This window comes from Bacillus sp. Hm123 (genome assembly GCF_051842975.2).
Classification (GTDB): Bacteria; Bacillota; Bacilli; order Bacillales; family Domibacillaceae; genus Bacillus_CE.
On record NZ_CM200277.1, the window covers coordinates 133,745 to 157,434 of the forward strand.

32 protein-coding genes are annotated in these 23,690 nt (G+C 37.7%); 24 read left to right on the plus strand and 8 right to left on the minus strand.

Features of this window, described 5'->3' with window-relative positions; all coding sequences use genetic code 11:
• Positions 1 to 8: 8 nt before the first annotated feature.
• From rpmD to rpsI, 17 genes are all read left to right on the plus strand, one after another.
• Positions 9 to 191: a 50S ribosomal protein L30 gene (gene rpmD / locus ACSVDJ_RS00770; protein WP_094833988.1), complete on the plus strand. Its 183-nt coding sequence runs from the start codon at positions 9 to 11 to the stop codon at positions 189 to 191.
• Positions 192 to 222: 31 nt separating this feature from the next.
• Positions 223 to 663, plus strand: coding sequence for a 50S ribosomal protein L15 (rplO, locus tag ACSVDJ_RS00775; RefSeq protein WP_439170804.1), 441 nt, complete (start codon positions 223 to 225; stop codon positions 661 to 663).
• Positions 663 to 1,964, plus strand: a complete 1,302-nt coding sequence (gene secY / locus ACSVDJ_RS00780) for a preprotein translocase subunit SecY (protein ID WP_439170805.1) — start codon at positions 663 to 665, stop codon at positions 1,962 to 1,964. Before rplO ends, secY begins: the two co-directional genes overlap by 1 nt.
• Before the next feature lie 48 nt (positions 1,965 to 2,012).
• Positions 2,013 to 2,663, plus strand: a complete 651-nt coding sequence (locus tag ACSVDJ_RS00785; RefSeq protein ID WP_439170806.1) for an adenylate kinase — start codon at positions 2,013 to 2,015, stop codon at positions 2,661 to 2,663.
• A gap of 1 nt (position 2,664) precedes the next feature.
• Positions 2,665 to 3,411, plus strand: coding sequence for a type I methionyl aminopeptidase (map, locus tag ACSVDJ_RS00790; RefSeq protein WP_439170807.1), 747 nt, complete (start codon positions 2,665 to 2,667; stop codon positions 3,409 to 3,411).
• A gap of 102 nt (positions 3,412 to 3,513) precedes the next feature.
• Positions 3,514 to 3,732 (plus strand): translation initiation factor IF-1, encoded by a 219-nt coding sequence (infA, locus tag ACSVDJ_RS00795; protein WP_094833992.1) that lies wholly within the window; start codon positions 3,514 to 3,516, stop codon positions 3,730 to 3,732.
• Positions 3,733 to 3,767: 35 nt separating this feature from the next.
• Entirely contained in the window at positions 3,768 to 3,881 is a 114-nt protein-coding gene (gene rpmJ / locus ACSVDJ_RS00800) for a 50S ribosomal protein L36 (RefSeq protein ID WP_016205879.1), read from the plus strand.
• A 24-nt stretch (positions 3,882 to 3,905) separates the two neighbouring features.
• The gene (gene rpsM / locus ACSVDJ_RS00805; RefSeq protein ID WP_094833993.1) at positions 3,906 to 4,271 is read left to right on the plus strand and encodes a 30S ribosomal protein S13; all 366 of its coding nucleotides are present in this window, start codon (positions 3,906 to 3,908) and stop codon (positions 4,269 to 4,271) included.
• Between the two features lie 25 nt (positions 4,272 to 4,296).
• Positions 4,297 to 4,686 (plus strand): 30S ribosomal protein S11, encoded by a 390-nt coding sequence (gene rpsK / locus ACSVDJ_RS00810; protein ID WP_439170809.1) that lies wholly within the window; start codon positions 4,297 to 4,299, stop codon positions 4,684 to 4,686.
• A 169-nt stretch (positions 4,687 to 4,855) separates the two neighbouring features.
• Positions 4,856 to 5,800 (plus strand): DNA-directed RNA polymerase subunit alpha, encoded by a 945-nt coding sequence (locus tag ACSVDJ_RS00815; RefSeq protein WP_439170810.1) that lies wholly within the window; start codon positions 4,856 to 4,858, stop codon positions 5,798 to 5,800.
• A gap of 41 nt (positions 5,801 to 5,841) precedes the next feature.
• The gene (gene rplQ, locus ACSVDJ_RS00820) at positions 5,842 to 6,237 is read left to right on the plus strand and encodes a 50S ribosomal protein L17 (protein WP_094833996.1); all 396 of its coding nucleotides are present in this window, start codon (positions 5,842 to 5,844) and stop codon (positions 6,235 to 6,237) included.
• Positions 6,238 to 6,540: 303 nt separating this feature from the next.
• Entirely contained in the window at positions 6,541 to 7,380 is an 840-nt protein-coding gene (locus ACSVDJ_RS00825) for an energy-coupling factor ABC transporter ATP-binding protein (RefSeq protein ID WP_439170811.1), read from the plus strand.
• The gene (locus tag ACSVDJ_RS00830; protein ID WP_439170813.1) at positions 7,356 to 8,225 is read left to right on the plus strand and encodes an energy-coupling factor ABC transporter ATP-binding protein; all 870 of its coding nucleotides are present in this window, start codon (positions 7,356 to 7,358) and stop codon (positions 8,223 to 8,225) included. Before ACSVDJ_RS00825 ends, ACSVDJ_RS00830 begins: the two co-directional genes overlap by 25 nt.
• Positions 8,222 to 9,019, plus strand: a complete 798-nt coding sequence (locus ACSVDJ_RS00835; RefSeq protein WP_439170814.1) for an energy-coupling factor transporter transmembrane component T family protein — start codon at positions 8,222 to 8,224, stop codon at positions 9,017 to 9,019. Before ACSVDJ_RS00830 ends, ACSVDJ_RS00835 begins: the two co-directional genes overlap by 4 nt.
• A gap of 14 nt (positions 9,020 to 9,033) precedes the next feature.
• On the plus strand, positions 9,034 to 9,777 hold the full coding sequence (truA, locus tag ACSVDJ_RS00840) for a tRNA pseudouridine(38-40) synthase TruA (protein ID WP_439170815.1): 744 nt from the start codon (positions 9,034 to 9,036) through the stop codon (positions 9,775 to 9,777).
• Between the two features lie 150 nt (positions 9,778 to 9,927).
• Positions 9,928 to 10,365 carry a 50S ribosomal protein L13 gene (gene rplM, locus ACSVDJ_RS00845; RefSeq protein WP_439170816.1) on the plus strand — a complete coding sequence of 146 codons (438 nt, stop codon included), beginning with the start codon at positions 9,928 to 9,930 and terminating at the stop codon, positions 10,363 to 10,365.
• A gap of 30 nt (positions 10,366 to 10,395) precedes the next feature.
• Positions 10,396 to 10,788, plus strand: coding sequence for a 30S ribosomal protein S9 (rpsI, locus tag ACSVDJ_RS00850; RefSeq protein ID WP_100404139.1), 393 nt, complete (start codon positions 10,396 to 10,398; stop codon positions 10,786 to 10,788).
• A gap of 68 nt (positions 10,789 to 10,856) precedes the next feature.
• Here rpsI and ACSVDJ_RS00855 read toward each other — a convergent pair whose 3' ends face one another.
• From ACSVDJ_RS00855 to ACSVDJ_RS00890, 8 genes are all read right to left on the minus strand, one after another.
• Positions 10,857 to 11,306, minus strand: a complete 450-nt coding sequence (locus ACSVDJ_RS00855; RefSeq protein ID WP_439170817.1) for a site-specific integrase — start codon at positions 11,304 to 11,306, stop codon at positions 10,857 to 10,859.
• Between the two features lie 53 nt (positions 11,307 to 11,359).
• Positions 11,360 to 11,770 carry a tyrosine-type recombinase/integrase gene (locus tag ACSVDJ_RS00860; protein ID WP_439170818.1) on the minus strand — a complete coding sequence of 137 codons (411 nt, stop codon included), beginning with the start codon at positions 11,768 to 11,770 and terminating at the stop codon, positions 11,360 to 11,362.
• 221 nt (positions 11,771 to 11,991) lie between these two features.
• Positions 11,992 to 12,186, minus strand: coding sequence for a DNA-binding protein (locus tag ACSVDJ_RS00865; RefSeq protein WP_439170819.1), 195 nt, complete (start codon positions 12,184 to 12,186; stop codon positions 11,992 to 11,994).
• Positions 12,187 to 12,229: 43 nt separating this feature from the next.
• On the minus strand, positions 12,230 to 13,276 hold the full coding sequence (locus ACSVDJ_RS00870; RefSeq protein ID WP_439170820.1) for a hypothetical protein: 1,047 nt from the start codon (positions 13,274 to 13,276) through the stop codon (positions 12,230 to 12,232).
• Positions 13,277 to 13,518: 242 nt separating this feature from the next.
• Positions 13,519 to 13,647 (minus strand): hypothetical protein, encoded by a 129-nt coding sequence (locus tag ACSVDJ_RS00875; protein ID WP_439170821.1) that lies wholly within the window; start codon positions 13,645 to 13,647, stop codon positions 13,519 to 13,521.
• Positions 13,644 to 14,399: a hypothetical protein gene (locus tag ACSVDJ_RS00880; RefSeq protein ID WP_439170823.1), complete on the minus strand. Its 756-nt coding sequence runs from the start codon at positions 14,397 to 14,399 to the stop codon at positions 13,644 to 13,646. The genes ACSVDJ_RS00875 and ACSVDJ_RS00880 overlap by 4 nt, the downstream gene beginning before the upstream one ends.
• Before the next feature lie 71 nt (positions 14,400 to 14,470).
• Positions 14,471 to 14,818 (minus strand): hypothetical protein, encoded by a 348-nt coding sequence (locus ACSVDJ_RS00885; RefSeq protein WP_439170824.1) that lies wholly within the window; start codon positions 14,816 to 14,818, stop codon positions 14,471 to 14,473.
• Positions 14,819 to 15,013: 195 nt separating this feature from the next.
• Entirely contained in the window at positions 15,014 to 15,646 is a 633-nt protein-coding gene (locus ACSVDJ_RS00890; RefSeq protein ID WP_439170825.1) for a hypothetical protein, read from the minus strand.
• Positions 15,647 to 15,752: 106 nt separating this feature from the next.
• Here ACSVDJ_RS00890 and ACSVDJ_RS00895 point away from each other — a divergent pair, with 106 nt between their 5' ends.
• From ACSVDJ_RS00895 to ACSVDJ_RS00925, 7 genes are all read left to right on the plus strand, one after another.
• Positions 15,753 to 16,061: an IS1/IS1595 family N-terminal zinc-binding domain-containing protein gene (locus ACSVDJ_RS00895; RefSeq protein WP_439170826.1), complete on the plus strand. Its 309-nt coding sequence runs from the start codon at positions 15,753 to 15,755 to the stop codon at positions 16,059 to 16,061.
• A gap of 179 nt (positions 16,062 to 16,240) precedes the next feature.
• On the plus strand, positions 16,241 to 17,347 hold the full coding sequence (locus tag ACSVDJ_RS00900; protein ID WP_518619766.1) for an IS4 family transposase: 1,107 nt from the start codon (positions 16,241 to 16,243) through the stop codon (positions 17,345 to 17,347).
• 337 nt (positions 17,348 to 17,684) lie between these two features.
• Positions 17,685 to 18,068 (plus strand): DUF1413 domain-containing protein, encoded by a 384-nt coding sequence (locus ACSVDJ_RS00905; protein WP_439171290.1) that lies wholly within the window; start codon positions 17,685 to 17,687, stop codon positions 18,066 to 18,068.
• Positions 18,069 to 19,077: 1,009 nt separating this feature from the next.
• A complete protein-coding gene (locus ACSVDJ_RS00910) occupies positions 19,078 to 20,247 on the plus strand; it encodes an acyltransferase (RefSeq protein WP_439171291.1) in 1,170 nt (389 codons plus the stop codon).
• 112 nt (positions 20,248 to 20,359) lie between these two features.
• Positions 20,360 to 21,483, plus strand: a protein-coding gene (locus ACSVDJ_RS00915) for an IS3 family transposase (protein ID WP_518619624.1) whose coding sequence is annotated in 2 segments (ribosomal slippage) — positions 20,360 to 20,639 and positions 20,639 to 21,483 — 1,125 coding nt in all. Because the reading frame shifts where the segments join, the coding sequence is not laid out codon by codon here.
• 52 nt (positions 21,484 to 21,535) lie between these two features.
• Entirely contained in the window at positions 21,536 to 22,300 is a 765-nt protein-coding gene (locus ACSVDJ_RS00920) for a LytR/AlgR family response regulator transcription factor (RefSeq protein WP_439171264.1), read from the plus strand.
• Positions 22,301 to 22,406: 106 nt separating this feature from the next.
• A complete protein-coding gene (locus ACSVDJ_RS00925) occupies positions 22,407 to 23,636 on the plus strand; it encodes a GHKL domain-containing protein (RefSeq protein ID WP_439171266.1) in 1,230 nt (409 codons plus the stop codon).
• Positions 23,637 to 23,690: the final 54 nt, after the last annotated feature.

Consider the following 23,690-nt stretch of genomic DNA (forward strand, 5'->3'; position numbering starts at 1 on the left):
GGATTATCATGGCTGAAAAATTACAAATTACCCTCACTCGTAGCGTGATCGGTCGTCCGCAAGATCAACGTGAAACAGTTAAAGCTCTTGGTCTTCGTAAGATGCACCAAACTGTAGAGCAACAAGACAATGCTGCTATTCGAGGCATGATCAATAAAGTGTCTCATTTAGTAACTGTAAAAGAAATTTAATTTAAAATACCGAATAAGGAGGTGCACGAACATGAAACTTCATGAATTAAAACCTGCTGAAGGTGCTCGTAAAGAGCGTAATCGTGTAGGTCGCGGTCCTGGTTCTGGTAACGGTAAAACTGCAGGTAAAGGTCATAAAGGTCAAAACGCCCGTTCAGGCGGTGGTGTACGTTTAGGCTTTGAAGGTGGTCAAACACCTTTATTCAGACGTTTACCGAAACGTGGTTTCACTAATATCAACAGAAAAGAATTCGCGATCGTTAACCTTGACGCATTAAACCGCTTTGAGGAAGGCACTGAAGTTACACCAGAACTTCTTATTGAAACTGGCGTAGTCAGCAATGAAAAAGCAGGAATCAAAATTCTTGCTAAAGGGAATGTAGAGAAGAAACTAACAGTCAAAGCTCACAAATTCTCTGCTGCTGCTAAAGAAGCAATCGAAGCTGCTGGCGGTACAACTGAGGTGTTATAATGTTTCGCACAATCTCCAATTTTATGCGTGTGGGTGATATAAGAAGAAAAATTATATTCACCCTTCTTATGTTAATCGTTTTCCGAATTGGCACATTTATCCCTGTTCCGTATGTTAATGCAGATATATTAAAAATGCAGGATCAGGCTGGGTTGATCGGATTTCTTAATACCTTTGGAGGGGGCGCCCTACAAAACTTCTCGATTCTCGCGATGGGAATTATGCCGTACATTACGGCCTCGATCATCGTGCAGTTACTTCAAATGGACGTTGTTCCGAAGTTTACTGAATGGTCAAAGCAAGGTGAAGTAGGTCGACGTAAGCTAGCGCAATTCACAAGATACTTCACAATTGTTCTAGGATTTATCCAAGCATTAGGAATGTCTTATGGATTTAACCGTTTATTCGGTGGAGTGCTAGTCGAGAGTCAAAATGTTACCTCTTATTTAGTCATTGCACTTGTATTAACTGCTGGAACTGCATTTTTAATGTGGCTTGGTGAGTTAATTACTTCTAAAGGTGTTGGAAACGGTATTTCAATTATCATTTTAGCTGGAATCGTTGCTGCGATCCCTAACGCTGTGAACCAAATTTATGCACAGCAAATTGAGGGAGCAGGAGATCAGCTTTTCTTAAAGATAGTTGTTTTACTATTAATCGTATTAGCAGCATTAGCTATCGTAGTTGGAGTTGTTTTTGTGCAGCAAGCATTGCGCAAAATTCCTATTCAATATGCGAAGCGAATGACAGGAGATGGTGGCATTAGTACACCAGGTGCTCAAGCAACTCATTTACCGTTAAAAGTAAATGCGGCTGGGGTTATTCCTGTAATTTTTGCTGTAGCATTCTTAATTACGCCACAGACGATTGCTTCGTTCTTTGGTTCTAACGATGTGACAAGAACAATTCAAGAGATATTTGATTATACTAAGCCTGTTGGTATGGTTATTTATATCGGATTAATTGTTGCGTTCACGTATTTCTATGCGTTTATTCAAGTGAACCCTGAACAACTTGCGGATAACTTGAAGAAACAAGGTGGATATATTCCAGGCATCCGACCTGGAAAGAACACGCAAGATTATTTAACTAGTGTTTTATATCGTTTAACGTTTGTTGGTGCAATTTTCTTGTCTGTCATCTCAGTTCTTCCTGTATTCTTTATTAAGTTTGCAGGGCTTCCAGAATCGGCTCAAATTGGTGGAACAAGTCTACTGATCGTCGTAGGTGTGGCATTGGAAACAATGAAACAGCTGGAAGCACAACTTGTAAAACGCCATTATAAAGGCTTTATTAAATAAAGAATCATTCTTTGCACGTCTCCAATTAGACTGAGGGGGTATATATAAATGAATCTAGTGTTAATGGGGCTACCGGGTGCCGGAAAAGGAACTCAAGCCGAAAAAATTGTTGAAAAATATAACATTCCACATATTTCTACAGGAGATATGTTCCGTGCAGCAATGAAAGAAGGCACAGAATTAGGACTTAAAGCGAAATCCTTTATGGATCAAGGCGCGCTTGTTCCTGATGAAGTAACTATCGGAATTGTTCGCGAAAGACTAAGCAAGCCAGACTGCGAAGGTGGTTTCCTTCTTGACGGTTTTCCAAGAACTGTTCCTCAAGCAGAAGCATTGGAAGGCATCATGGAGGAGCTTAGTAAGAGCATCAATTTTGTTATCAATGTTGATGTTGATAAAGACATTCTCATGGCACGTTTAACTGGACGTCGCATTTGTAAAGACTGCGGAGCTACTTACCATATGGTATTCAATGCACCTGCTGTTGAAGATAAATGTGATCGTTGCGGCGGCGAACTTTATCAGCGCGCAGATGATAACGAAGAAACTGTTCAAAATCGGTTGGATGTGAATTTAAAACAAACTCAACCATTACTAGACTTTTATGAGCAAAAAGGTTATTTAAAGAATATTAACGGTCAACAGGAAATTCATTTAGTCTTTGAAGACATCGATGAGTTACTTAAGGGACTTAAATAAAATGATCATTTGCAAAACCCCTCGAGAAATTGAGATTATGAGAGAAGCAGGTCGAATTGTCGCTTTGACACATAAAGAATTGCAAAAGCATATCTCTCCCGGTATAACAACAAAAGAGTTGGATGAAATTGCAGAGAAATTTATTAAACAGCATGATGCAATTCCTTCTTTTAAAGGGTATAATGGTTTTCGTGGCAGCATTTGTGCGTCAGTGAACGAAGAGTTGGTCCATGGTATTCCAGGAGACCGAGTATTAAAAGAAGGAGACATCATCAGTTTAGATATCGGTGCAAACTATCGAGGCTATCATGGTGATTCTGCCTGGACGTATCCTGTTGGCTTGATCGCTCCTGAGACTCAGAAGCTATTAGAGGTAACAGAGGACTCGCTTTTTATCGGTTTACAAGAAGCGAAACCAGGCGAACGTCTTTCAAACATCTCCCATGCGATTCAAACCTACGTTGAATCTAATGGCTTTTCAATAGTTCGTGAGTATGTAGGACATGGAGTCGGTCAAGACTTGCATGAGGAGCCTCAAATTCCTCATTATGGTCCGCCTGGCAAAGGTCCAAAACTCAAACCTGGAATGGTGCTTGCAATCGAACCGATGGTGAATGCTGGAAGTCGTTACGTCAAGACTCTTGGAGACAACTGGACAGTCGTTACCCAAGATGGAAAAATGTGTGCTCATTTTGAACATACTGTCGCGATTACCGAATCAGGTTTTGAAATTTTAACGAAAGCCTAAATCAAAAGGTGTTTTCCAAACGTTGATTCAAGAATTGATACCAGGCTCGCTTAACACCGGTATAGCGAGGTTCTGTATGAAAAGAGAAGGGAGAATAAATTCATGGCGAAAGACGATGTTATTGAAATTGAAGGTATTGTAGCTGAAACATTACCAAATGCAATGTTTAAAGTAGAATTAGAAAATGGACATACGATTCTAGCTCATGTATCTGGAAAGATCCGTATGCATTTCATTCGTATTCTACCAGGAGATAAAGTGACAGTGGAACTTTCTCCTTACGATTTGACTCGTGGAAGAATTACGTATCGTTATAAATAATTAATGCACTCCGGACTATGAAGGAGGTTGGAAAAATGAAAGTAAGACCATCAGTAAAACCAATCTGTGAAAAATGCAAGATCATCCGCAGAAAAGGTAAAGTTATGGTGATTTGTGAAAATCCTAAACATAAACAAAAACAAGGATAATTATAAAGGGAGGTGCACATATATATGGCACGTGTAGCAGGTGTTGATATTCCACGCGACAAGCGTGTAGTTATCTCATTAACTTACATCTATGGTATTGGCAGAAATACTGCTGAACAAATCTTAGCGGAAGCTGGTGTTTCTCAAGACACTCGTGTACGTGACCTTACGGAAGATGAATTAAACAAAATCCGTGAAGTCATTGACAAATTGAAAGTTGAGGGTGACCTTCGTCGTGAAATCTCTCTTAACATCAAGCGTCTAATGGAAATCGGTTCTTACCGTGGACTACGTCATCGTCGTGGTTTACCAGTTCGTGGACAAAATACGAAGAACAATGCTCGTACTCGTAAAGGTCCTCGTAAAACTGTAGCTAACAAGAAAAAATAATCGGTAAAGGAGGTCAAATTTCGACATGGCTCGTAAACAACAAACTCGTAAGCGTCGTGTGAAAAAGAATATCGAATCAGGTATCGCTCACATTCGCTCAACATTTAACAATACAATTGTAACTATTACAGACGTTCATGGTAATGCTCTGTCTTGGTCTAGTGCAGGTGCACTTGGTTTCAGAGGTTCACGTAAAGCAACTCCGTTTGCTGCGCAAATGGCTGCTGAAACAGCTGCGAAAGTATCAATGGAACATGGTATGAAATCTCTAGAAGTAACTGTTAAAGGTCCTGGTTCTGGTCGTGAGGCTGCAATTCGTGCACTTCAAGCTGCAGGATTAGAAGTTACTGCTATTAAAGATGTAACTCCTGTTCCTCATAACGGATGCCGCCCTCCAAAACGTCGCCGTGTTTAATTTTTCTGTATAATTTTTATATCTCTGTCAATAATGGGATATAATAGGATGTTACGTTCAATACAGACTTAGTAAACCAGTTGTTGTGCGCAATCGGGAACGTAAACATGAGGAAATTTCGGCTGAATGTTAAGTCGGGGTTTCGACGTATTGAAGGAGGTATAATTGAATGATCGAAATTGAAAAACCAAAAATTGAAACGGTTGAGATCAGCGATGATGCCACTCATGGAAAATTTGTCGTAGAACCACTTGAGCGTGGATATGGTACAACTTTGGGTAACTCCTTACGTCGTATACTATTATCCTCACTCCCAGGTGCTGCTGTCACATCTATTCAGATTGACGGGGTGTTGCATGAGTTCTCAACAATTGAAGGCGTCGTAGAAGATGTTACATCAATTATCTTAAATATTAAGAAGCTAGCGCTGAAAATTTACTCTGATGAGGAAAAAACGCTAGAAATTGATGTGCAAGGAAATGGCGTAATCACAGCTGCTGATATTACCCACGATAGTGATGTGGAAATTCTTAACCCAGATTTGCATATTGCAACGTTAGGTGAGAATGCACATTTCCGTATGCGTTTAACAGCGCAGCGTGGAAGAGGTTATAATCCAGCTGATCAAAACAAAAAGGAAGATCATCCAATTGGTGTGATTCCGATCGACTCCATCTATACGCCAGTTGAGCGTGTAAACTACCAAGTAGAAAGCACGCGCGTTGGACAATTAACAAACTATGATAAATTATCATTGGATGTTTGGACAGATGGCAGTATTGGTCCGAAAGAAGCAATTTCTTTAGGAGCAAAAATCTTAACTGAACACTTAAACATCTTCGTAGGCTTAACAGACGAAGCTCAAAATGCTGAGATTATGGTTGAAAAAGAAGAAGACCAAAAAGAAAAAGTTCTAGAAATGACAATTGAAGAGCTTGATCTTTCTGTCCGTTCTTACAACTGCTTAAAGCGTGCTGGTATTAACACAGTACAAGAGCTTGCAAGCAAGAGTGAAGAGGATATGATGAAGGTTCGAAATCTTGGCCGTAAATCACTTGAAGAAGTGAAAGCGAAGCTAGATGAGCTTGGTTTAGGATTAAGAAAAGAAGATTGATGACAGAATAAAAAACGATTTCAACAAAGGAGGGTATCTTCATGGCTTACAGAAAGCTAGGACGTACAAGCGCTCAGCGTAAAGCAATGCTTCGTGATTTAACGACTGACTTGATCATCAGCGAGCGCATTGAAACAACTGAAGCACGTGCGAAAGAACTTCGCTCAGTTGTGGAAAAAATGATTACACTTGGTAAACGTGGTGACTTACATGCTCGTCGTCAAGCAGCTGCTTTCCTTCGTAACGAAGTAGCATCAGTGGTTGAAGTAGAAGACGAGAATGGCAAGAAGAAAGAGAAGCCTGTATATGCAATACAAAAGCTTTTCTCAGACGTTGCTCCTCGTTACAGCGAGCGCCAAGGTGGTTATACACGCATTATGAAAATGGGTCCTCGTCGTGGTGACGGTGCACCAATGGTTATTATTGAGCTTGTGTAATTATCAATGAAACCACTACAAGGGCAGAACACTCCAGCTATGCTTGGGTTTTGCCCTTTTTTTATAACAATAAGAAAGCAGTACGCGCTCTTCTTATTGTCGTTGAAGACTGAATAGTATGAAGCTTGAGCGTTATGATGAGCAACTTAGGGTGACTCGTCTAGCTCATGCACCCCTTCCGCTCTTACTCGTATTAAGAGGCCGTTTTGCTGGCAGAAAAAGAACTTTTTTCTTTGGAATGGGGTGCGGGCTTTTTTTGTATAGGCAACTTTTTTGAATAGGAAAGTCGAGAGGGGGAGAGTCATGAAGGAGCCAATCATTTCGATTGAACATGTGTATTTTCGATATCCAGAACAAGCAGATTATGCTTTGAAAGATATTACATTGAATGTGTATCGAGGAGAATGGTTAGCCATTGTTGGTCATAATGGTTCAGGAAAGTCGACTCTCGCCAAAATGTTAAATGGTCTGCATTATCCTGAGAAGGGTAGTGTTGCTATTAGTGGCACTTTATTAGAAGAAGAGCAAGTTTGGGAGATTCGCAAACGGCTTGGGATGGTCTTTCAAAATCCAGACAATCAATTTGTCGGCACAACGGTGCAGGATGATGTGGCTTTTGGGTTAGAAAATAACGGCGTCCCATACGTGACGATGAAAGAAAGAGTACAAGCTTCCTTGCAGAAAGTAGGAATGCTTGATTTTCTGAATCAAGAGCCGCACCATCTATCTGGAGGTCAAAAGCAACGAGTGGCCATCGCCAGTGTCATTGCTTTACAGCCAGAGATCATCTTATTGGATGAGGCCACATCGATGCTTGACCCTAGAGGGAGAGAAGAAGTACTACAGACTGTACGTCAATTAAACGAAGAACAAGACTTAACTGTTATTTCGATTACACATGATTTAGAGGAAGCCGCACGAGCAGACCGAATCATTGTGTTAAATAAAGGGACGGTACATACGGTCGGTACGCCTGAAGAGATTTTTCAAATGAACGAAGAGCTAATTCAATTAGGGCTTGATGTTCCCTTTTCTGTGAAATTAAGTGATAAGCTACGATCACATGGCTTTTCGATTCAACAAAATTATTTAACAGAAGAAGAGCTGGTGAGGGAATTATGGATATCCAACTTCAAGAAGTAGAGTATCGTTATGCGGCAGGCACCCCTTTTGAGCATAAAGCCCTTCACAATGTCAGCTTCACGATTCCAAGCGGCACCTATTTGGCGATTATCGGGCATACAGGATCAGGAAAATCGACGATCTTGCAGCATTTAAATGCCTTGATACAGCCAACAAGCGGTCAAGTCCATATTGGTGATCGGATCGTTTCATCAGAAAAGAAGGAAAAGAATCTAAAAGACGTCCGTAAGCGTGTAGGGATTGTGTTTCAGTTTCCAGAGCATCAACTGTTTGAAGAAACGGTCGAAAAAGATATTTGCTATGGCCCGATGAATTTCGGTGTAGCGGAAGAAGAAGCGAAGCAACGGGCAAAACAAGTGATCCGCCAGGTGGGGTTGTCTGAGGACATATTAAACAAATCTCCCTTTGATTTATCAGGGGGGCAAATGCGGCGAGTGGCGATTGCTGGTGTACTGGCGATGGAACCCGAAGTGATTGTATTAGATGAGCCAACAGCCGGTCTCGATCCGAGAGGGCGTAAGGAAATGATGGAGATGTTTGCTACCCTTCATAAGGAGCGAAACTTATCGACCATTCTTGTGACGCACAGCATGGAGGATGCCGCTCTGTATGCCGATGAAATGGTCATTATGCATCAAGGCGAGGTGTATCAAAAAGGTAAGCCGCGCGAGCTGTTTTCTAAGCGGGAAGAACTGTTTCGTTTAGGGCTAAGTATACCCGAAGTGATTCGCTTTCAGCAGCAGTTTGAAGAAGAGTCCGGTATTCAGCTCGGAAAAACTTGCCTCTCGATGGATGAGCTTGTTGAGCAGTTACAACTCGTGCATAAGCGAGGTGAGGGCCGATGATGGAAAAAATGGTCTTTGGCCGCTATTTGCCGCTTGACTCTGTTGTCCATCGACTAGATCCTCGGGCGAAGCTATTATTTATTTTTGCCTATGTAGTGATCGTCTTCTTAGCTAATAACGTAGTCACTTATGGTTTATTGGTCTTATTTACTTTTCTAGCGATCTTTTTATCTAAAATTAATATTCGCTTTTTAATTATTGGGTTAAAGCCGGTCTTATGGATCATTATTTTTACGTTTTCATTGCATCTGTTTTTGACGAAGGAAGGAGACCTTCTTTGGAAAGCTGGCTGGATTGAAATCTATGAAGGCGGTTTACAGCAAGGGGCATTTATTTCTCTGCGGTTTCTACTGTTAATCTTTATGACGTCGCTATTGACGTTGACGACGTCGCCTATTTCCATCACAGATGGGCTAGAAAGCTTATTGAAGCCATTTAAGAAGATGAAGCTACCCGTTCATGAGCTAGCGTTAATGATGTCGATTTCCTTGCGTTTCATTCCGACATTAATGGACGAAACCGAGAAGATTATGAAAGCGCAAATGGCTCGGGGAGCGGACTTTTCTAGCGGCCCAATCAAAGAGCGAGTAAAGGCGATTGTGCCACTTTTGATTCCGTTGTTTGTTAGCGCATTTAAGCGAGCAGAGGACTTAGCAACAGCGATGGAAGCGAGAGGCTATCGCGGTGGAGAAGGACGGACGAAATATCGGTTATTGCAGTGGACGATGAAAGATACTATCTCGCTGCTTGTGCTGCTAATTTTAGCTGTCGTCCTGTTTTATTTAAGGAGTTAACGGAGTGGTGAAAGATGAATCGCATCAAATGTATCATTTCTTATGACGGGGCGTTGTTTTCTGGCTATCAAATTCAGCCGAATGGTCGCACCGTGCAAGAGGAATTCGAAAAAGTGCTGAAAAAAATGCATAAAGGTCGCGATGTGAAAGTGACCGCTTCTGGGCGAACGGATGCTGGCGTTCATGCTGTTGGACAAGTCATTCATTTTGATACGCCGCTCATGCTTCCGGCTGAGCGTTGGCCTGTCGCATTGAATAGCCAGCTTTCAGGAGACATTGCTGTATTAACAGCGAAAATCGTTCCACACTCGTTCCACGCTCGTTTTTCAGCGACTGGCAAGGAGTATCGGTACAAAATCTATCAAGAGCCGCATAGAAGCCCTTTTAAGCGCTTTTACGCCTATCACTATCCATTTGACCTTAACTTGGAGTTAATGTGTCAGGCGGCTGCTTATTTGATCGGTACGCACGATTTCACGAGCTTTTGTTCAGCGAAAACGGAAGTGCAGGATAAAGTGAGAGAAGTAAAAGAAATTGCTATTCAACAGCGAGATGATGAAATTGAGCTGAAATTTGTTGGCAACGGATTTTTATATAATATGGTCCGTATTATGACCGGCACATTGATAGAAGTAGGGATGGGAAAACGAGATCCCTATGAAGTAAAAAAAATTTTAGAAGCGAAGGATCGGGGGCAAGCCGGTAAAACGGCACCAGCAGAAGGCTTGTATCTTCAGCAAGTATTCTATGGCAACTAATCCGGGTGTGACATTTTTTCTTGACAATGATTTCTGAAAGATATATTATATCATATGGTATGTTATTTAACCCCACGACGAGCCCCGGAAAGCTATTCGTGATATAAATACAGTGAACCAAAAACATATTTCTTAGGAGGGTAAAAACAAATGCGTACGACTTATATGGCAAAAGCTAACGAAATCGAACGTAAATGGTACGTTGTTGATGCTGAAGGCAAGACTTTAGGTCGCCTGTCAAGCGAAGTAGCGTCTATTTTACGCGGTAAACATAAACCAACATATACACCACACGTTGATACTGGTGATCACGTAATCATCATCAATGCAGAGAAAATCGAATTAACAGGTAAGAAATTAACAGACAAAATTTATTACCGTCACAGCATGTACCCAGGTGGATTAAAATCCCGTACTGCTTTAGAAATGCGTACTAACTATCCTGAAAGAATGCTTGAGCTTGCAATTAAAGGCATGCTTCCAAAAGGTTCTTTAGGACGTCAAATGGCGAAGAAGTTACACGTTTATGCTGGCCCAGAGCACAAGCATGAAGCACAAAAACCAGAAGTTTACGAACTTCGCGGATAATTAATAATTAATTAAGAGGAGGTCATTATCTTGGCACAAGTTCAATATATCGGAACAGGCCGCCGCAAGAGCTCAGTTGCTCGTGTGCGCTTAGTACCTGGAGATGGAAAAATCGTCATCAACGGACGTGACGTAGTAGACTATATCCCATTCGAAGCTTTACGTACAGTAATCAAGCAACCTCTAGTTGCGACTGAAACTGTAAGCAGCTACGATGTACATGTAAACGTAAACGGAGGCGGCTACACAGGTCAAGCTGGAGCAATCCGCCACGGTATCGCTCGTGCGTTACTTCAAGCAGATCCTGAATTCCGCCCAACATTAAAACGCGCTGGTTACTTAACTCGTGACGCTCGTATGAAAGAACGTAAGAAATACGGTCTTAAAGGCGCTCGTCGTGCACCTCAGTTCTCAAAACGTTAATCAATTCCTTATTGCATCAACGTTTACAAAGGTTTTTTGGTTCAAGTTGGTTCAAATCAGCTTGAACCTCATAAAGAACTTAACAGATTTAAAGCATCGGCATCTTGCTGGTGCTTTTTTTCTGGCATTAATTCCAGATAATAATTTTGCGTGGTTTGAATATTTATGTGTCCTAATCGTTTGGAAACATAAGCAATATCTATATCTTGAGCAAATAAAAATGATGCGTGTGTATCTCTCAGACCGTGAAAGGTAGTTCTTTTAATGTTTAACCCTTTCAATAACTCTGCTAATTGTTCGGATTGTTTAAAGCCGCCAAAGCCGAAAATATAACCATTCTCTTTGACAGGAATTTTACGAATAAGCTCATATACTTCTTTGTTTATAGAAACATCACGTTTTGCATTTTGTGTCTTTAGTGAAGTATCGTCAGAAGTAGGACTGATTGAGTGTCTAACTTCAATACCATATTCAAAAAGGCTTTCTGGTCGTATTGCAAGTAGTTCTCCACGTCGCATACCCGTTTCAAGTGCAAGTAATACAAGTAGGTTAAATTCATCCTCTGGGTGCTCTAGGACGTGATTACGAAGCTTTTTAAAGTCAGTGATAGAAATGCTCTGTTTCGCTTAGGAGGGTTTTCTCCGCGAGTTTTCACTAAACGAGCAAAATCATTTGCAATATAACCACGGGCATAGGCATCACGTAAGGATGTTTTTATTTTAAGAAGCACTTCGTGTGTTGTTTTTCGAGAATGTGTTTTCGCATATTCATCAATTTTCTTTTGAACGACAATGTCATTTAAATCTTTTAATTGGACATCTTGAAATAGGTTTCGAATTACGCCCAACGTACGAACGTAATTTTGGAATGTCGTTTCTTTAACATCATTTACTTTTACAAGGTAAATCCAATTCTCGAAAAAATCTGCAAAGGTTGTTGTTCTGTGGGCGAGTTCTTTACCTTCTCCTTTCGCTAATTCCATTTCTAAAGTCCAAAGTTCTGCTTCTTTCTTTGTTGGAAAAGTTTTAGAAAGTTTTTTATGTTTTCCTCGCTTATATAAAGATATTTGTGCTCTATATGATTTTCCTCTTTATAATAATACTAGCCATACTATCAATTCCCTTCAAAAAAATAGTTGATAGGTGCTAGCTGAATACAACTGTATTGTATTCTGAAATTAGCATGGTATCAACTGGAATTAATTTAGATTGATTTTTTTCCAATAAAGTTTATTAAAGATTTCATGGTATAACGCTCATGTCTACCAATCATAAAGCGTTCAAGTTCTTCATGAGAACGTATATATTTATCGAATGATTTAGGATCTATACCTAAAAAATTTGATGCTTGTACTCTTGTTAGTAAGTAGGGTGTAGTTATATATCCCTTGTATTCCATAAAATGATGCTCCTTTCTTTTCTTCTTATGTGAAATTTAATCACTATACTATCTTACTTATACCGAGTTTTTCAGCTAATATATTAGCAGGAGCGGACCAATTCAGGAATTCATCTGTCGTAAATTCTTTATGTACGCCCTGTTTTTCAATCAGTAAGACCTTTTTAATACGACGTAAAAAAGCTCTCCATACCTCCATTTTTTCTAATTGAATTGTTTCATATTGTTTTTTCAATGGTAAATTACTAATGATGTAAACTTTCGTGTAAGTAGCCTGTTTATTACTATAGCGAGAAGGTAACTCAAGAGGATACCCATCAAGATAATTTAACATATCTTGAATTTTTAATGAGCTTGAGAATTCTTCAAATACAATGACATCTTGCTGACGATACGAATCAAAAGGATGTAAATAATTGGTTACTCTAAAAACGTTCTCATAGCCATGCTTCTCCATAACAAATCGTGATTTTCCTGTACCTGTGGGACCGAGAATATAGGTTACTTCTAAATCTCGCCAGTCACTTTTGAATTTTTCTTCTAGAATTGCTTTTCGAGTACGGTCAATATGTTGGAGAAGTAAAATATTATCAGGGTTCAGTTCGATTATTTCTGCATTAGAAAAACCGTCCTGAATCAGTTCATACAGTTCAGCTAAATCTGTTCTATTTCCCGCCCTTTCAATGGGAATTTCCCCCCATTCCCAATGAGTGTCCTTTAGATTGGTTTCAGCTTTATTAGTATCTGCCCATTTCCCTTCTTTAAAGACATAGTGGCGATTGTTCTCCGCTGTTCCACGTGATTTGTCAATATGGGCATTTGGGAAATATTTTTTGATTTGACTGAACCTTACTGGGCTAGAGAATGCTAAGAAGATATGTTTATGGTGTTGACTTGCTACTTCGTCACTCATACAGGCATATATCAAACTCTTGAATTTGGTTGTTAATATCTCTTGTATTGATTCATGTGTGATACCATACTCGTTAGGGTTATTAATAGTGAGTAGGTACTTCCTAGATTTTGAATCTTTCTTTGGTGCTATTTCTTTTTCAACAGGTTTGTCTTTTGTTTCGTTTGAATCAATCATTTCGATTCTCCTTTCAGTAGAGGTAGCAAACGGTTTCTATTTAAACTTACTATTGAGCGCAATTAGAAAAATTAGTATATTTCTTTGACTCTGCTACAGGAATAAGGATGCTACAGAGGTTGGCTAGGTAATACTAAGCTAGCTAACTGCCATCGCAAGCGATGGGATGGCTAGTCTTTTGCTCCGCTTAACGCTCGCAACGCCTAGCCACATTCTCGATGACTTAACAGAGCTTGCAATACCTAACGATTCAATGCTTGCTTGATATAATGCTCTAATTTAGCGATGTCCTTAACCTGTGGTACTTTAATGCTAAAGAGTTCCGCCCCATTTGTCATGAATCCAGAGCCTTGCCCATGTTTTTCTTTCATTTCATCTTTGAAGTCGTTGAATAACATGCTTTTTCCTTTACGTAGTTATAGCTAGATTCACTATTTACGTACACTATTGTAATTTGAATATAGTCGCCGAAATCAGTAATATAATCCACCACTAAACATGGAACGTCGTCGTAAAAGAAAGTGCGATTCTCTAATATTTGTTTTTTATGTAATTTGGATGTAATGAGAGATTGTAACATCTTTTCACTAAATAAAATTTTGTCATTTTCAATCGGTTCGGAGGACTTTTTAAGTAATTTAAAATGTAGCTTTGCCACCCGGCTTTCTATATTATATGATGGATGAATAGAAATATCAGTTAATCCTTGGAGGACTTTTACGTCTAAGCATTCGTCCATTTGCCTTAGAGGATTGAATATGAACTTTGATATTTCATAATACATAAATTCTATTTCTTGCTGCTGTTGAATTACGTTACCTCGATTTTTTTCTTTAAAATCACACCATACAAGATAATATATAAACCCGACAGCTAATATTGGAATGAAATATTTCACAGCTAATGAAATAGTCAAAATAATTACTGCTAGTGGAACTAATATATTGATTAGCCAATTTTTCAAAAAGAAATAAAGCAAAGTATTCTTCGCCATATCAATATTGACTTTGTCTCCATTGGCTCTTGAAAGCTGTTTTTGGTAAATATCAATTGCTTTCGTTGTTTCTTTGGGTAATTGAATCAAAAAGTTTAAGATAGATTCAATTATTTTTAAGAATTTCATATATTTTTTCTCCTTTAATATTAGCTCCACTATTAAGCTAATAAATAGTTTAATAGTGGAGTTTTATAGTTTTAAGCCTTAGCTACTTGTCGAATGATTAAAGCTTTGCTCGCTTTACATGTGAGTTCAAATGATTTACTTCTATCAGAGAAATAGAACTTCCCTACGAAATTTTCGAACGTCATGTAAATAGGTTCTTTTAGTGCTGATAGTTCCTCATCAGTCAATAATGGAGGGTGATTTTCTACCTTGATTTGAATTTTCTCAAATCCATTATCTTCTAGTAAAACTTCGTATGTGTAACCTTTTTGTACTTTGGTATTAAAATCTACCAAAGGTTTGATACCGATAAGCCTACCTTTGTCAGTCTTAGCTATACTTTCAAAAGAAAGGTTTACGTTGTTTGGCTTAATGCTCATGTTTTCTCCTGCTTTCTTTATTTATTTGATTTTTGGACATTGTTGCTTTACAACCATTATTAAATTTTGGTTGCTTCATAATAACCCTTTACGACTCCTTTCTTATTACAAGAAGAGTGCAATAGATTGTATTCGATTTATTGGCTCTTCCTCTTGTTAACAGATTAAGGTAGTTAATGTTGCGAATAGAGACATTTAAAAATCATCACAACTGATTGTCGTGCATTTTAGTTTTTTAAGCCTTCTACTAACGGTACTTTTGTTGAAAGTGCTTTTTCCTGGTTGCTCACTACTTGCTCTTCTAAAGGTATTAATATTAATCTCTTTAGCTATCTGTGTTTGATTTTTTTTATCGAAAAGAACTTTTCTAAGGATAATTCTATCTAAGCTATCCTCCAAATCAGAGATAACCATTTCTAGCTCTTCAATAGTTAATATAAGATCGTTATTTAAAACTTTGCTGATTTGTCTTTTAGCAATAGCTGCCTGTTGTATAGCCTGCTCACTAAGATATAGTTTTGGAAATTTACGGCTTTTTAACTTTCTTAAATCATGTTTAATAAATGAATTTTCTTTTTTATCAATGTAATAGGTAGTTAAGTGATATTTAAGTGAAGGGTCATCAATTTCTTCTATAATCTTTATTAGGTCTGTTTTTTTGTTAATGGCTTTTTCTAATGAAGAGGGAGAATTCCTATTATTTAAATCTTTAATTTCGTAATCTAGATATAGGAGTTGTCCTAGTGGATTATTAAAGCTTTGTAACAACACCTTTTCTTGAAGTGATTCATTAGAATTACTAAGATTAGTTTTTTTATTTTTATTCATAAAAAAGCCCCCAAATTTTTTAGATTTGAGGTTGATAAAGAATGTCAGTTAAAATGTGTTGAAAAGTGTGGGAAGTGTTGAAAAAATGTGGGTTCTAAACAAAGAAATGGAAGCGATAAACTTGAAATGTATTTATTGTGGTTGTCTAGCACATAAACATGGAAAGACCGATAATGGAAAACGGAGATATAAATGCTCGAATTTAATACATTGTGGTAAAACTTTTACTGAGGTTGGATATAAGAAAGTTTTTATTATCGAGTGCCCAAAATGTAAAAAAGAAATAGAGGGATTTAGATCTGGACGAGTGTGGTATGTTGATGCAAAGGGGATCAGGAAACATAGATATCAATGTTCCGTATGTGGGGTAAAGACAGTTAAATTTTGTAGGGTAGAAGAAAGAGAAAAAAACTAACGACCTATACAGGATTACTGTTTCTCTTTAGAGGTGCAAAATTAAAAAAGTCATTAAAAAGTATCTGAATGATATCAGGCGTGTTGATTATGCATAATCTTCCATAAAAAGACGACAAAAAGGGACACCTTCTTGTAAAATGTAAGTACGACCAAACATAAACGAGAAGAGGTGTCCCTATGAAACAGAATACCATGTTCCCGAATTTGATTCAAAAGTTTATTTCCGATGAAGAGCTAAAACTATTGATTGAACTCGTTGGTTATGAAGATACCGCACGAAAGCTGGATGTCAAAACGTTAATTCAGTACCTTGTGATGGCGGTTGCTTGTGAGTGGAAAAGCTTGCGTTACTGTGCCGATGTCGGATCATCGGCGGGACTTGTCGATGTCAACTATTCCACTCTTTCAAAAAAGATGAGTCAGCTTGATTACGAATTAATGAAGAACGTATTTGATTTAGTCGTTCGTAAATGTAACCGTGCCACTCGTCGCACGTTGAACATGCCTAAGCACCTACTTCTCGTGGATTCTACTACGATCACGGTCGGAAAAACTCGACTTCCTTGGGCCGTTTATCATGGCGAACGCTCAGGCATCAAGCTTCATGTGAGTTTTTCATTGGAGACACAAATGCCCTTGAAAGTCGTTGAATCCACTGGTCTGACACACGATGGGCCTATCGGCGAGCATCTGGCGGACCCTCGGTTTATCTTAGTAGAAGACCGTGCCTATTTTAAAATTCAACGGATCGATCGCTTTCTTGGAGAAGGACAAGATTTCGTGATCCGGATGAAGGAAAACGTGGAGTTGTCTCAGATCAAATCCTTACAACGCTTGCCACAAGAGGGTTCAAACGTGACCCAAGATAGGACTTGTCTACTTGGTTCCGTTCAATCTCGTTCGGAAAAACGTCATCGAGTGGTGTTTTTTAAAGATGATGAAGGACGAGAAGTTCGTGTCGTGACCAGCTTACGTCATGTGTCGGCAGAAGAAATCGCCAACATGTACAAAGCGCGCTGGGGCATCGAAACCTTTTTTCGCTGGATCAAGCAAAATTTAAATGTGCCTGTTTTATTTGGTACGACCGAAAATGCGGTATTCAACCAGCTTTTCGCCGCCTTAATTGCCTATGTGCTGCTTCATTGGTTATATAAACAGACAAAATCCTCCATTTTCAAATCGAACCTGTCGTCAGTGGCTTTTCAGCGCATGCTTTTGACAGGCGCATTACCCTTACAGTGGTGGGATCGGATGGTCTTATTTCTGTATCACTATTTTGATTAGAGTAGGAGAAGTCTGTCTAAATTTGGTTAATCAACACGCTTGATTTTGTATTGTAAAAGAAATATCACGCAAGAAAAAAGCATAGAACTTACAAATAAAATATTTGAAATAGTTCTTTAATTAACGTTCCCAAATGACACATAGGGAACGTTCGATTCAGCAGCTAAGATTTTTAATAGTTCTTAGCTGCTTTTTTTGCTGTATTAATCACCCTTAAAGAGAAAGCAAATATTTTTTAAATTCCTCTTGTTTTTGCTTTTAAAATAATGTACACTAATTTTAAAGTGGAAGCTAAATAATTGTTTGCTTCCGAAATAAAAAAAGGAGAGGATTAATTATGTCAACTAATCCAGATAAGCAGATTTCACTTCGTTTTACAGAAACAGAATATCAGCAACTTTCAGCTCTAGCTACAGCGCAAGGGTTATCAATCACTGCTTTTATGAAACAACAATTAGCAAATTCTTTAGGGTTACAATTACAAACTTTAAATGCTGTAACGCTAAATGATGTAGATCAAGCTGCTGAAAAATTAACGGCTGGTCAACAATTTAAGATTAAGCAATTATTCAAACTTGATGATTGGAAAGCATTTACTAAAGCTTCTCGTTTATCAGTTGGACGTACCTTCTATACGAACGTAGCCAACGGGAATTTCAAAGATAAATACATTTTTGTACAAAAAGATTCTGATAATGCAGCTATATATGAGCGTTTATAATTGAACTATCAAAAAAGAGCCACCTTTGTATACAGGCTGGCTCTTTTCAGTAATTTATAACAATTACATAATCATATACACACAATCTAAATAACGTTCCCAAATCAAAGTTTGGGGGCACTTTAAAAAAGCACGAACGTTGTGAATTCAGCGTTTCGTGCTTTTTCTTATGAATATTATTTATGCGGAATTTTATACAAATGGCTGATGTAGCTGTATTTATGCTAGGGAGGAGGGTTCTTCATATTGTATAAAATCGTGAATATTTCTTTTTAGTTTACAGCCACATTTTTCTGATGGAACCCTATTTCTAGTTTTTATTATCTTATGCAGCGAGTTCTTCAATTAAATCTACCTATCATTAAACACTATTTTCAACCATGAAATAAACATATGAGAATATCTATTCGTATTGAAATAAATAAGCATCTATTTGTGTTGATATTTCAGTAGTTAAACTTTTAGAAATCCCTTTATATCAACAAAAATAGCCTACTAAATCTTTAGTCGAATTAATAAGCTATTTCTACTGTTACTTAATAAATTGTGATTCAAAAGAGAACCCGTAATATACAGGATGATAACTTCTTTTATCTACATATTCTAAACAGCAGTTTTTGTATTCAACTAACAACTATTATATTGGTTCAAATTGGTTCAAGTAATATATTTTCTAATACTTCAACATACATTTTCACCCACTTCATATTTTGTGAAACGTTGATGTAAATGGATTATGATGTATTCAATGTAATTGGATTTTGTCTGTATATTTCTCAAAACGTTAATTTTGGTGCTATATCAGTGTTTCAAAGCCCTTTCCCGAATCTCAGGAGAGGGCTTTTTTGTGTTTAAAAACCTTTTTAGAAACCCGTATGTTCTTTTATTATTATGCTTATTTATATTGCACTGCATTGTTTTATTAAGAGTTTGACATGAGCGTGATAGGAAAAACATTACCAAATTTGATTGATCAACGTGCATTTATGCTAGAATAATAATTGAGATTATGAAAAGTCGATTAAAATCGACCAGCGAAAATGAAAAGGGAATGGTTAAATTGAAAAAGGAGATTTTATCAATATACTATCTGAGAGTATTTGCTATGCTTTTTGTTGTATTTGTTCATACAACTGCTCAATATAGACACTTGTTTGAGGTGAACTCCTTCCAACACCAGTTGTATAATTTTTTGAACACTATTGTTCGTGTTGAAGCAGGAATTTTTATTATGTTAGTAGGTATTGTTTTTTTCTATATTTATAGAGATAAACCTTTTACACCGAGAGAGCTTTTAATGTATGGGAAAAAGCGTTTTATATTTATATTAGTTCCGTATATTATTTGGTCCTTCATATATGAAATAGAGCAATCGTATTACGGAGTACGGGTTTTTGATATCGGTGATATATGGGAGCGGCTTCTAACTGGAGACAGCAAGTATCAGTTGCATTTTATTTATTTAGTTGTTCAATTTTATCTGATACTTCCTATAGTAATCGTTATTGTCAAAAGGTCGAATCTGCTAAAAAAATATCTTTGGGTTATTGGAATTGCAATCGAATTCTTTTTTCATATGATGAAAGTAAACTACGGTTGGGATTACTTCCTGTTTATTGATTCTTTTGGTGCATTTCTGCTTGGTGGTTGGATAGGTCTCCATTATGAGAAGATTAAAGGTAAATTAACAAATAAAAAACTATGGATTAGTGCTAGTTTATTCGTTTTAACAAGTGTGCCATATGTGTTAATTCGTTATCAAAATATGTTTAATGAACGGGTTGATATCCCTGAAAGTCTATATAAATTACTCTCTATAGGCTTTTATATAGGAGGGAGTTTCTTTTTCTTTTATATGTCAGAAAAATTCACTACCCGATTTAGTGAAACAACGACAAAGAAGTTTAAAAGTGTAGCATCTTATTCATTTGGTTTTTACTTACTTCATCCACTTGTGTTATATCAAGTAATGAATGTACTGCCTACTAAAGACACTGGGTTATCGTTTCACGTAATGATTTCCTTACAATATATAGTTACTGTGATTTTGTGTTATTTGATTATCTGGTTTGTTCATTCATACGTGCCTTTTGCAAATTATTTATTTGGAAAGTTGCCTAAAAAATCACAGCTAGTTTGGCGAATAAAGAGTAGAGAAGGAGTAAGTGAATCCATTTGATAATGGAGAATTTTGATATTGTCATGTGGGAAATTGGATAGGCTACACTAAGTTAGACAACTCTTATAAGGGGTAGTACACTAAAAGGACTAACCTTAAGGAGCGGGTCAAAATGAGAAGAGAACGTCGAACGTTTACAGCCGAATTTAAACGGCAAATGGTGAAGCTCTATGAAAACGGAAAATCGCGAGCGGATATTGCGAGAGAATATGAGATTACGCCTTCTTCATTAGATCGTTGGATTAAAAATCATCAGGAAACAGGATCTTTCAAGGCAGAAGACAATCGTACGACAGAAGAAACAGAATTGCTTGAACTACGCAAAGAAGTGCAACGCCTACGAATGGAAAATGATATTTTAAAGCAAGCCGCGCTGATCATGGGACGAAAATAGATGTGATTCGTAACAACGCTCACAAATATTCGGTATCAGCCATGTGTGACGTCCTACAAATTCCAAGAAGTACTTACTACTATCACCTTCACAAGCGTGAAGATGACGAAAAACAAGCGGAGGAAGCAGACTTACAAGAGCGTATTTATACGATTTTTAAGCAAAGCCGCAATAACTATGGGACACGTAAAATTAAGAAAGAATTAGAGAAACAAGACCTGACGGTTTCTAGACGACGTATAGGTGGAATCATGAAGGATTTAGGTCTTGTCTCGAATTACACGGTTGCTTATTACAGACCACAAAAGAAACAAAGTAACGAGACGGCAATCGCCAACGTATTAAATCGTGAATTCCAACAAGAGAAGGAATTATCGGTATTAGTTAGTGATTTAACGTACGTGCGTGTCGGGAAAAAATGGCACTATGTGTGCTTGTTTGTCGATCTTTTTAATCGTGAATTAGTCGGTGCCAGTGCAGGTCCAAGTAAAGACGCAGCACTTGTCTACCAAGCTTTAAGTAACATTAAAGGTAACCTGACAAACGTACAATTATTCCACACAGACCGTGGCTCAGAATTCGATAATCAACTAATGGCCGAAGCAACAGAAGCATTTGGCATCCAGCGTTCACTTAGTGCAAAAGGATGTCCGTATGATAATGCCGTGGCCGAAGCGACATACAAGAGCTTTAAGATCGAATTTGTGTACCAACGCACTTTCCATTCCCTTGAACAACTAGATCTTGAACTACGGGATTATGTGAACTGGTTTAATCACATTCGAATTCATCAAACACTAGGATATCTGACACCAACTGAATTTAAGCAGCAGTCCTTATAAAGATTGTTCAGGTTAGTGTTGACATTCCAAATGGGATTGAAAGAGTGATAAAATGAGTGTTTTTATTTTAGAAGATGACGCGATTCAAGCGGAAAAATTAAAGCGGATGATCAAAGAAACTTGTCAAAAACATCATATAGAGGATGGCTCTGTTTTTTCTACGAGTAAAGGCGAACGCATTATCGAAAGAATCGCTCATTCTTCCGGGAATAACATTTATTTTTTAGACATTGAAATAAAGAATGAGGAGCAAAAAGGATTTAAAGTAGCACAGGACATTCGTGAAGTGGATGAACGAGGGATTATTGTGTTTATCACTACTCATTCGGAGTTTGCTCCCATTTCATATCAATATATGGTGTCTGCTTTAACGTTTATTGACAAACATTTAAATCAAGAAACGCTTTATGCTCGTATTGAAAAATGTTTATTGAAATATAAACAATCGAATCAAGGCTTTGCGCCAGTGGATGATTTCATTTTAGAAAATACTCATGCGACGATACGAGTTCCTTTTGCGGATATTGAGTATGTGATGACAGCCGAGCCTCACCGCCTAGAACTAATGACAGCTAATCGAGTCATTCGTTTTTATGGGAAGTTGAAAGAGGTGGAGGATCGTGACGAGCGTTTAATCCGCTGTCATCAATCTTATGTCGTGAACGTAGAGAAAATTGTTGAACTCAATATGAAAGAGAAAGTAGTTGTTTTAACGAACGAGGCTCGTGTACCCGTATCTCGTCGTTTGTTCAAAAAAGTGAGCACAAAGTGGCAGCACTATCTTTCTGGCAATGGTGGGTTACACGCCAATGATTGATATACTAGCTCTTTTCATCATTGGGTTATGTCACGTTGTTTTTTATGTATATTTAATTGGCTATCATAAGTTTTCTTGGGGTAGTTTTATACTGTTGTGCTTCTTCATGACTACTTTTCTTGCTTTCTTAATTAGTTATACGGGCTATCCTGAGTTTAATGCGATCATTCCTATTCTTTTTTTACTTTGTATAGGATTGCTCAAATATAGGCAAGGATTGACGATCGTTCAAAGTTTTTACTTTGCGAGTATGAGTTTGTTTGTTATTTCGCTGGCTAAGACGGTCATTCTAAAGCTTTTATTAGAGTTATGGCTATTGTCGGATTTAAGTCTATATGTATCGAGCTTTAGTATTATTCATTTGTTATCGGCTTCTTTTATTTTGTTGATTATTGTTTTGAAAAGAGAATCCATCAATCACATAGCCGACTACTTAATTCAAAGTTCTTTCTACTACATCAGCTATGTTTTTTTGTTGTTAGGTAATTTTTTGCTGATTATTTTATCAAGCCCAAGTATGAATGTATTAGATACCTTTCATCAGAAATACAGTGACTTAAGCTATGTGATTTCTTTGTTACTATTTTTAGTCCTCTTATTCTTTTTCTTTTTAAGCTCTCATTTATTTAAGGAAAAAGTGATTCAAGCTCGTAAAGAAACCGCAGAACAAGAATTGCTTTCTTATACGGAGAAATTAGAAGTGATGCATGAAGAGTTAGCTAGTTTCCGACATGATTATTTGAATTTACTACTATCGTTAGATGAAGGTGTTCGCGCTAGAAATATTGATTTGGTGGAACAAGTATACAATGATATCATCAAACCTACTTCTACGATTATGAATCATAAAGAGCTAGAACTCGTGAAACTTGCTCGAATTAAAGTGCCAGAAATCAAAAGTATCATCAGTGTCAAAGTGATTGCAGCTCATCAAAAGAATGTATCTGTGATCATTGATGCACCGCATGATATTGACCGCATCTATATTGCGCTTGTTGATTTTATTCGCGCCATTTCGATCATCCTTGATAATGCGGTGGAAGAAGCGAGTTTATCAGAGAAACGAGAGTTGACGATGGCCTTTTTTGAAATGGACGGTGAACAGAAATTTATCGTAAAAAATAGTTGTAGTCAGAAAAACATCCATCTCTCAGAAATTTATCGAAAAAATGTTTCAAGCAAATTAAACGATACGGGCGATAGAGGATACGGTTTATTCTCATTGAAACGAATCGTTGATAATACACCGACTATTAGTTTAGAAACAGTGTTTGAGTATCCTTATTTCACTCAAATTTTATCTGTAAAATATGGACCACTTAAGAAGGAAAGCTGACCAATTTTGAAATAAATACATACAAATGCACTCCTGAATCTTTATACTCAATGC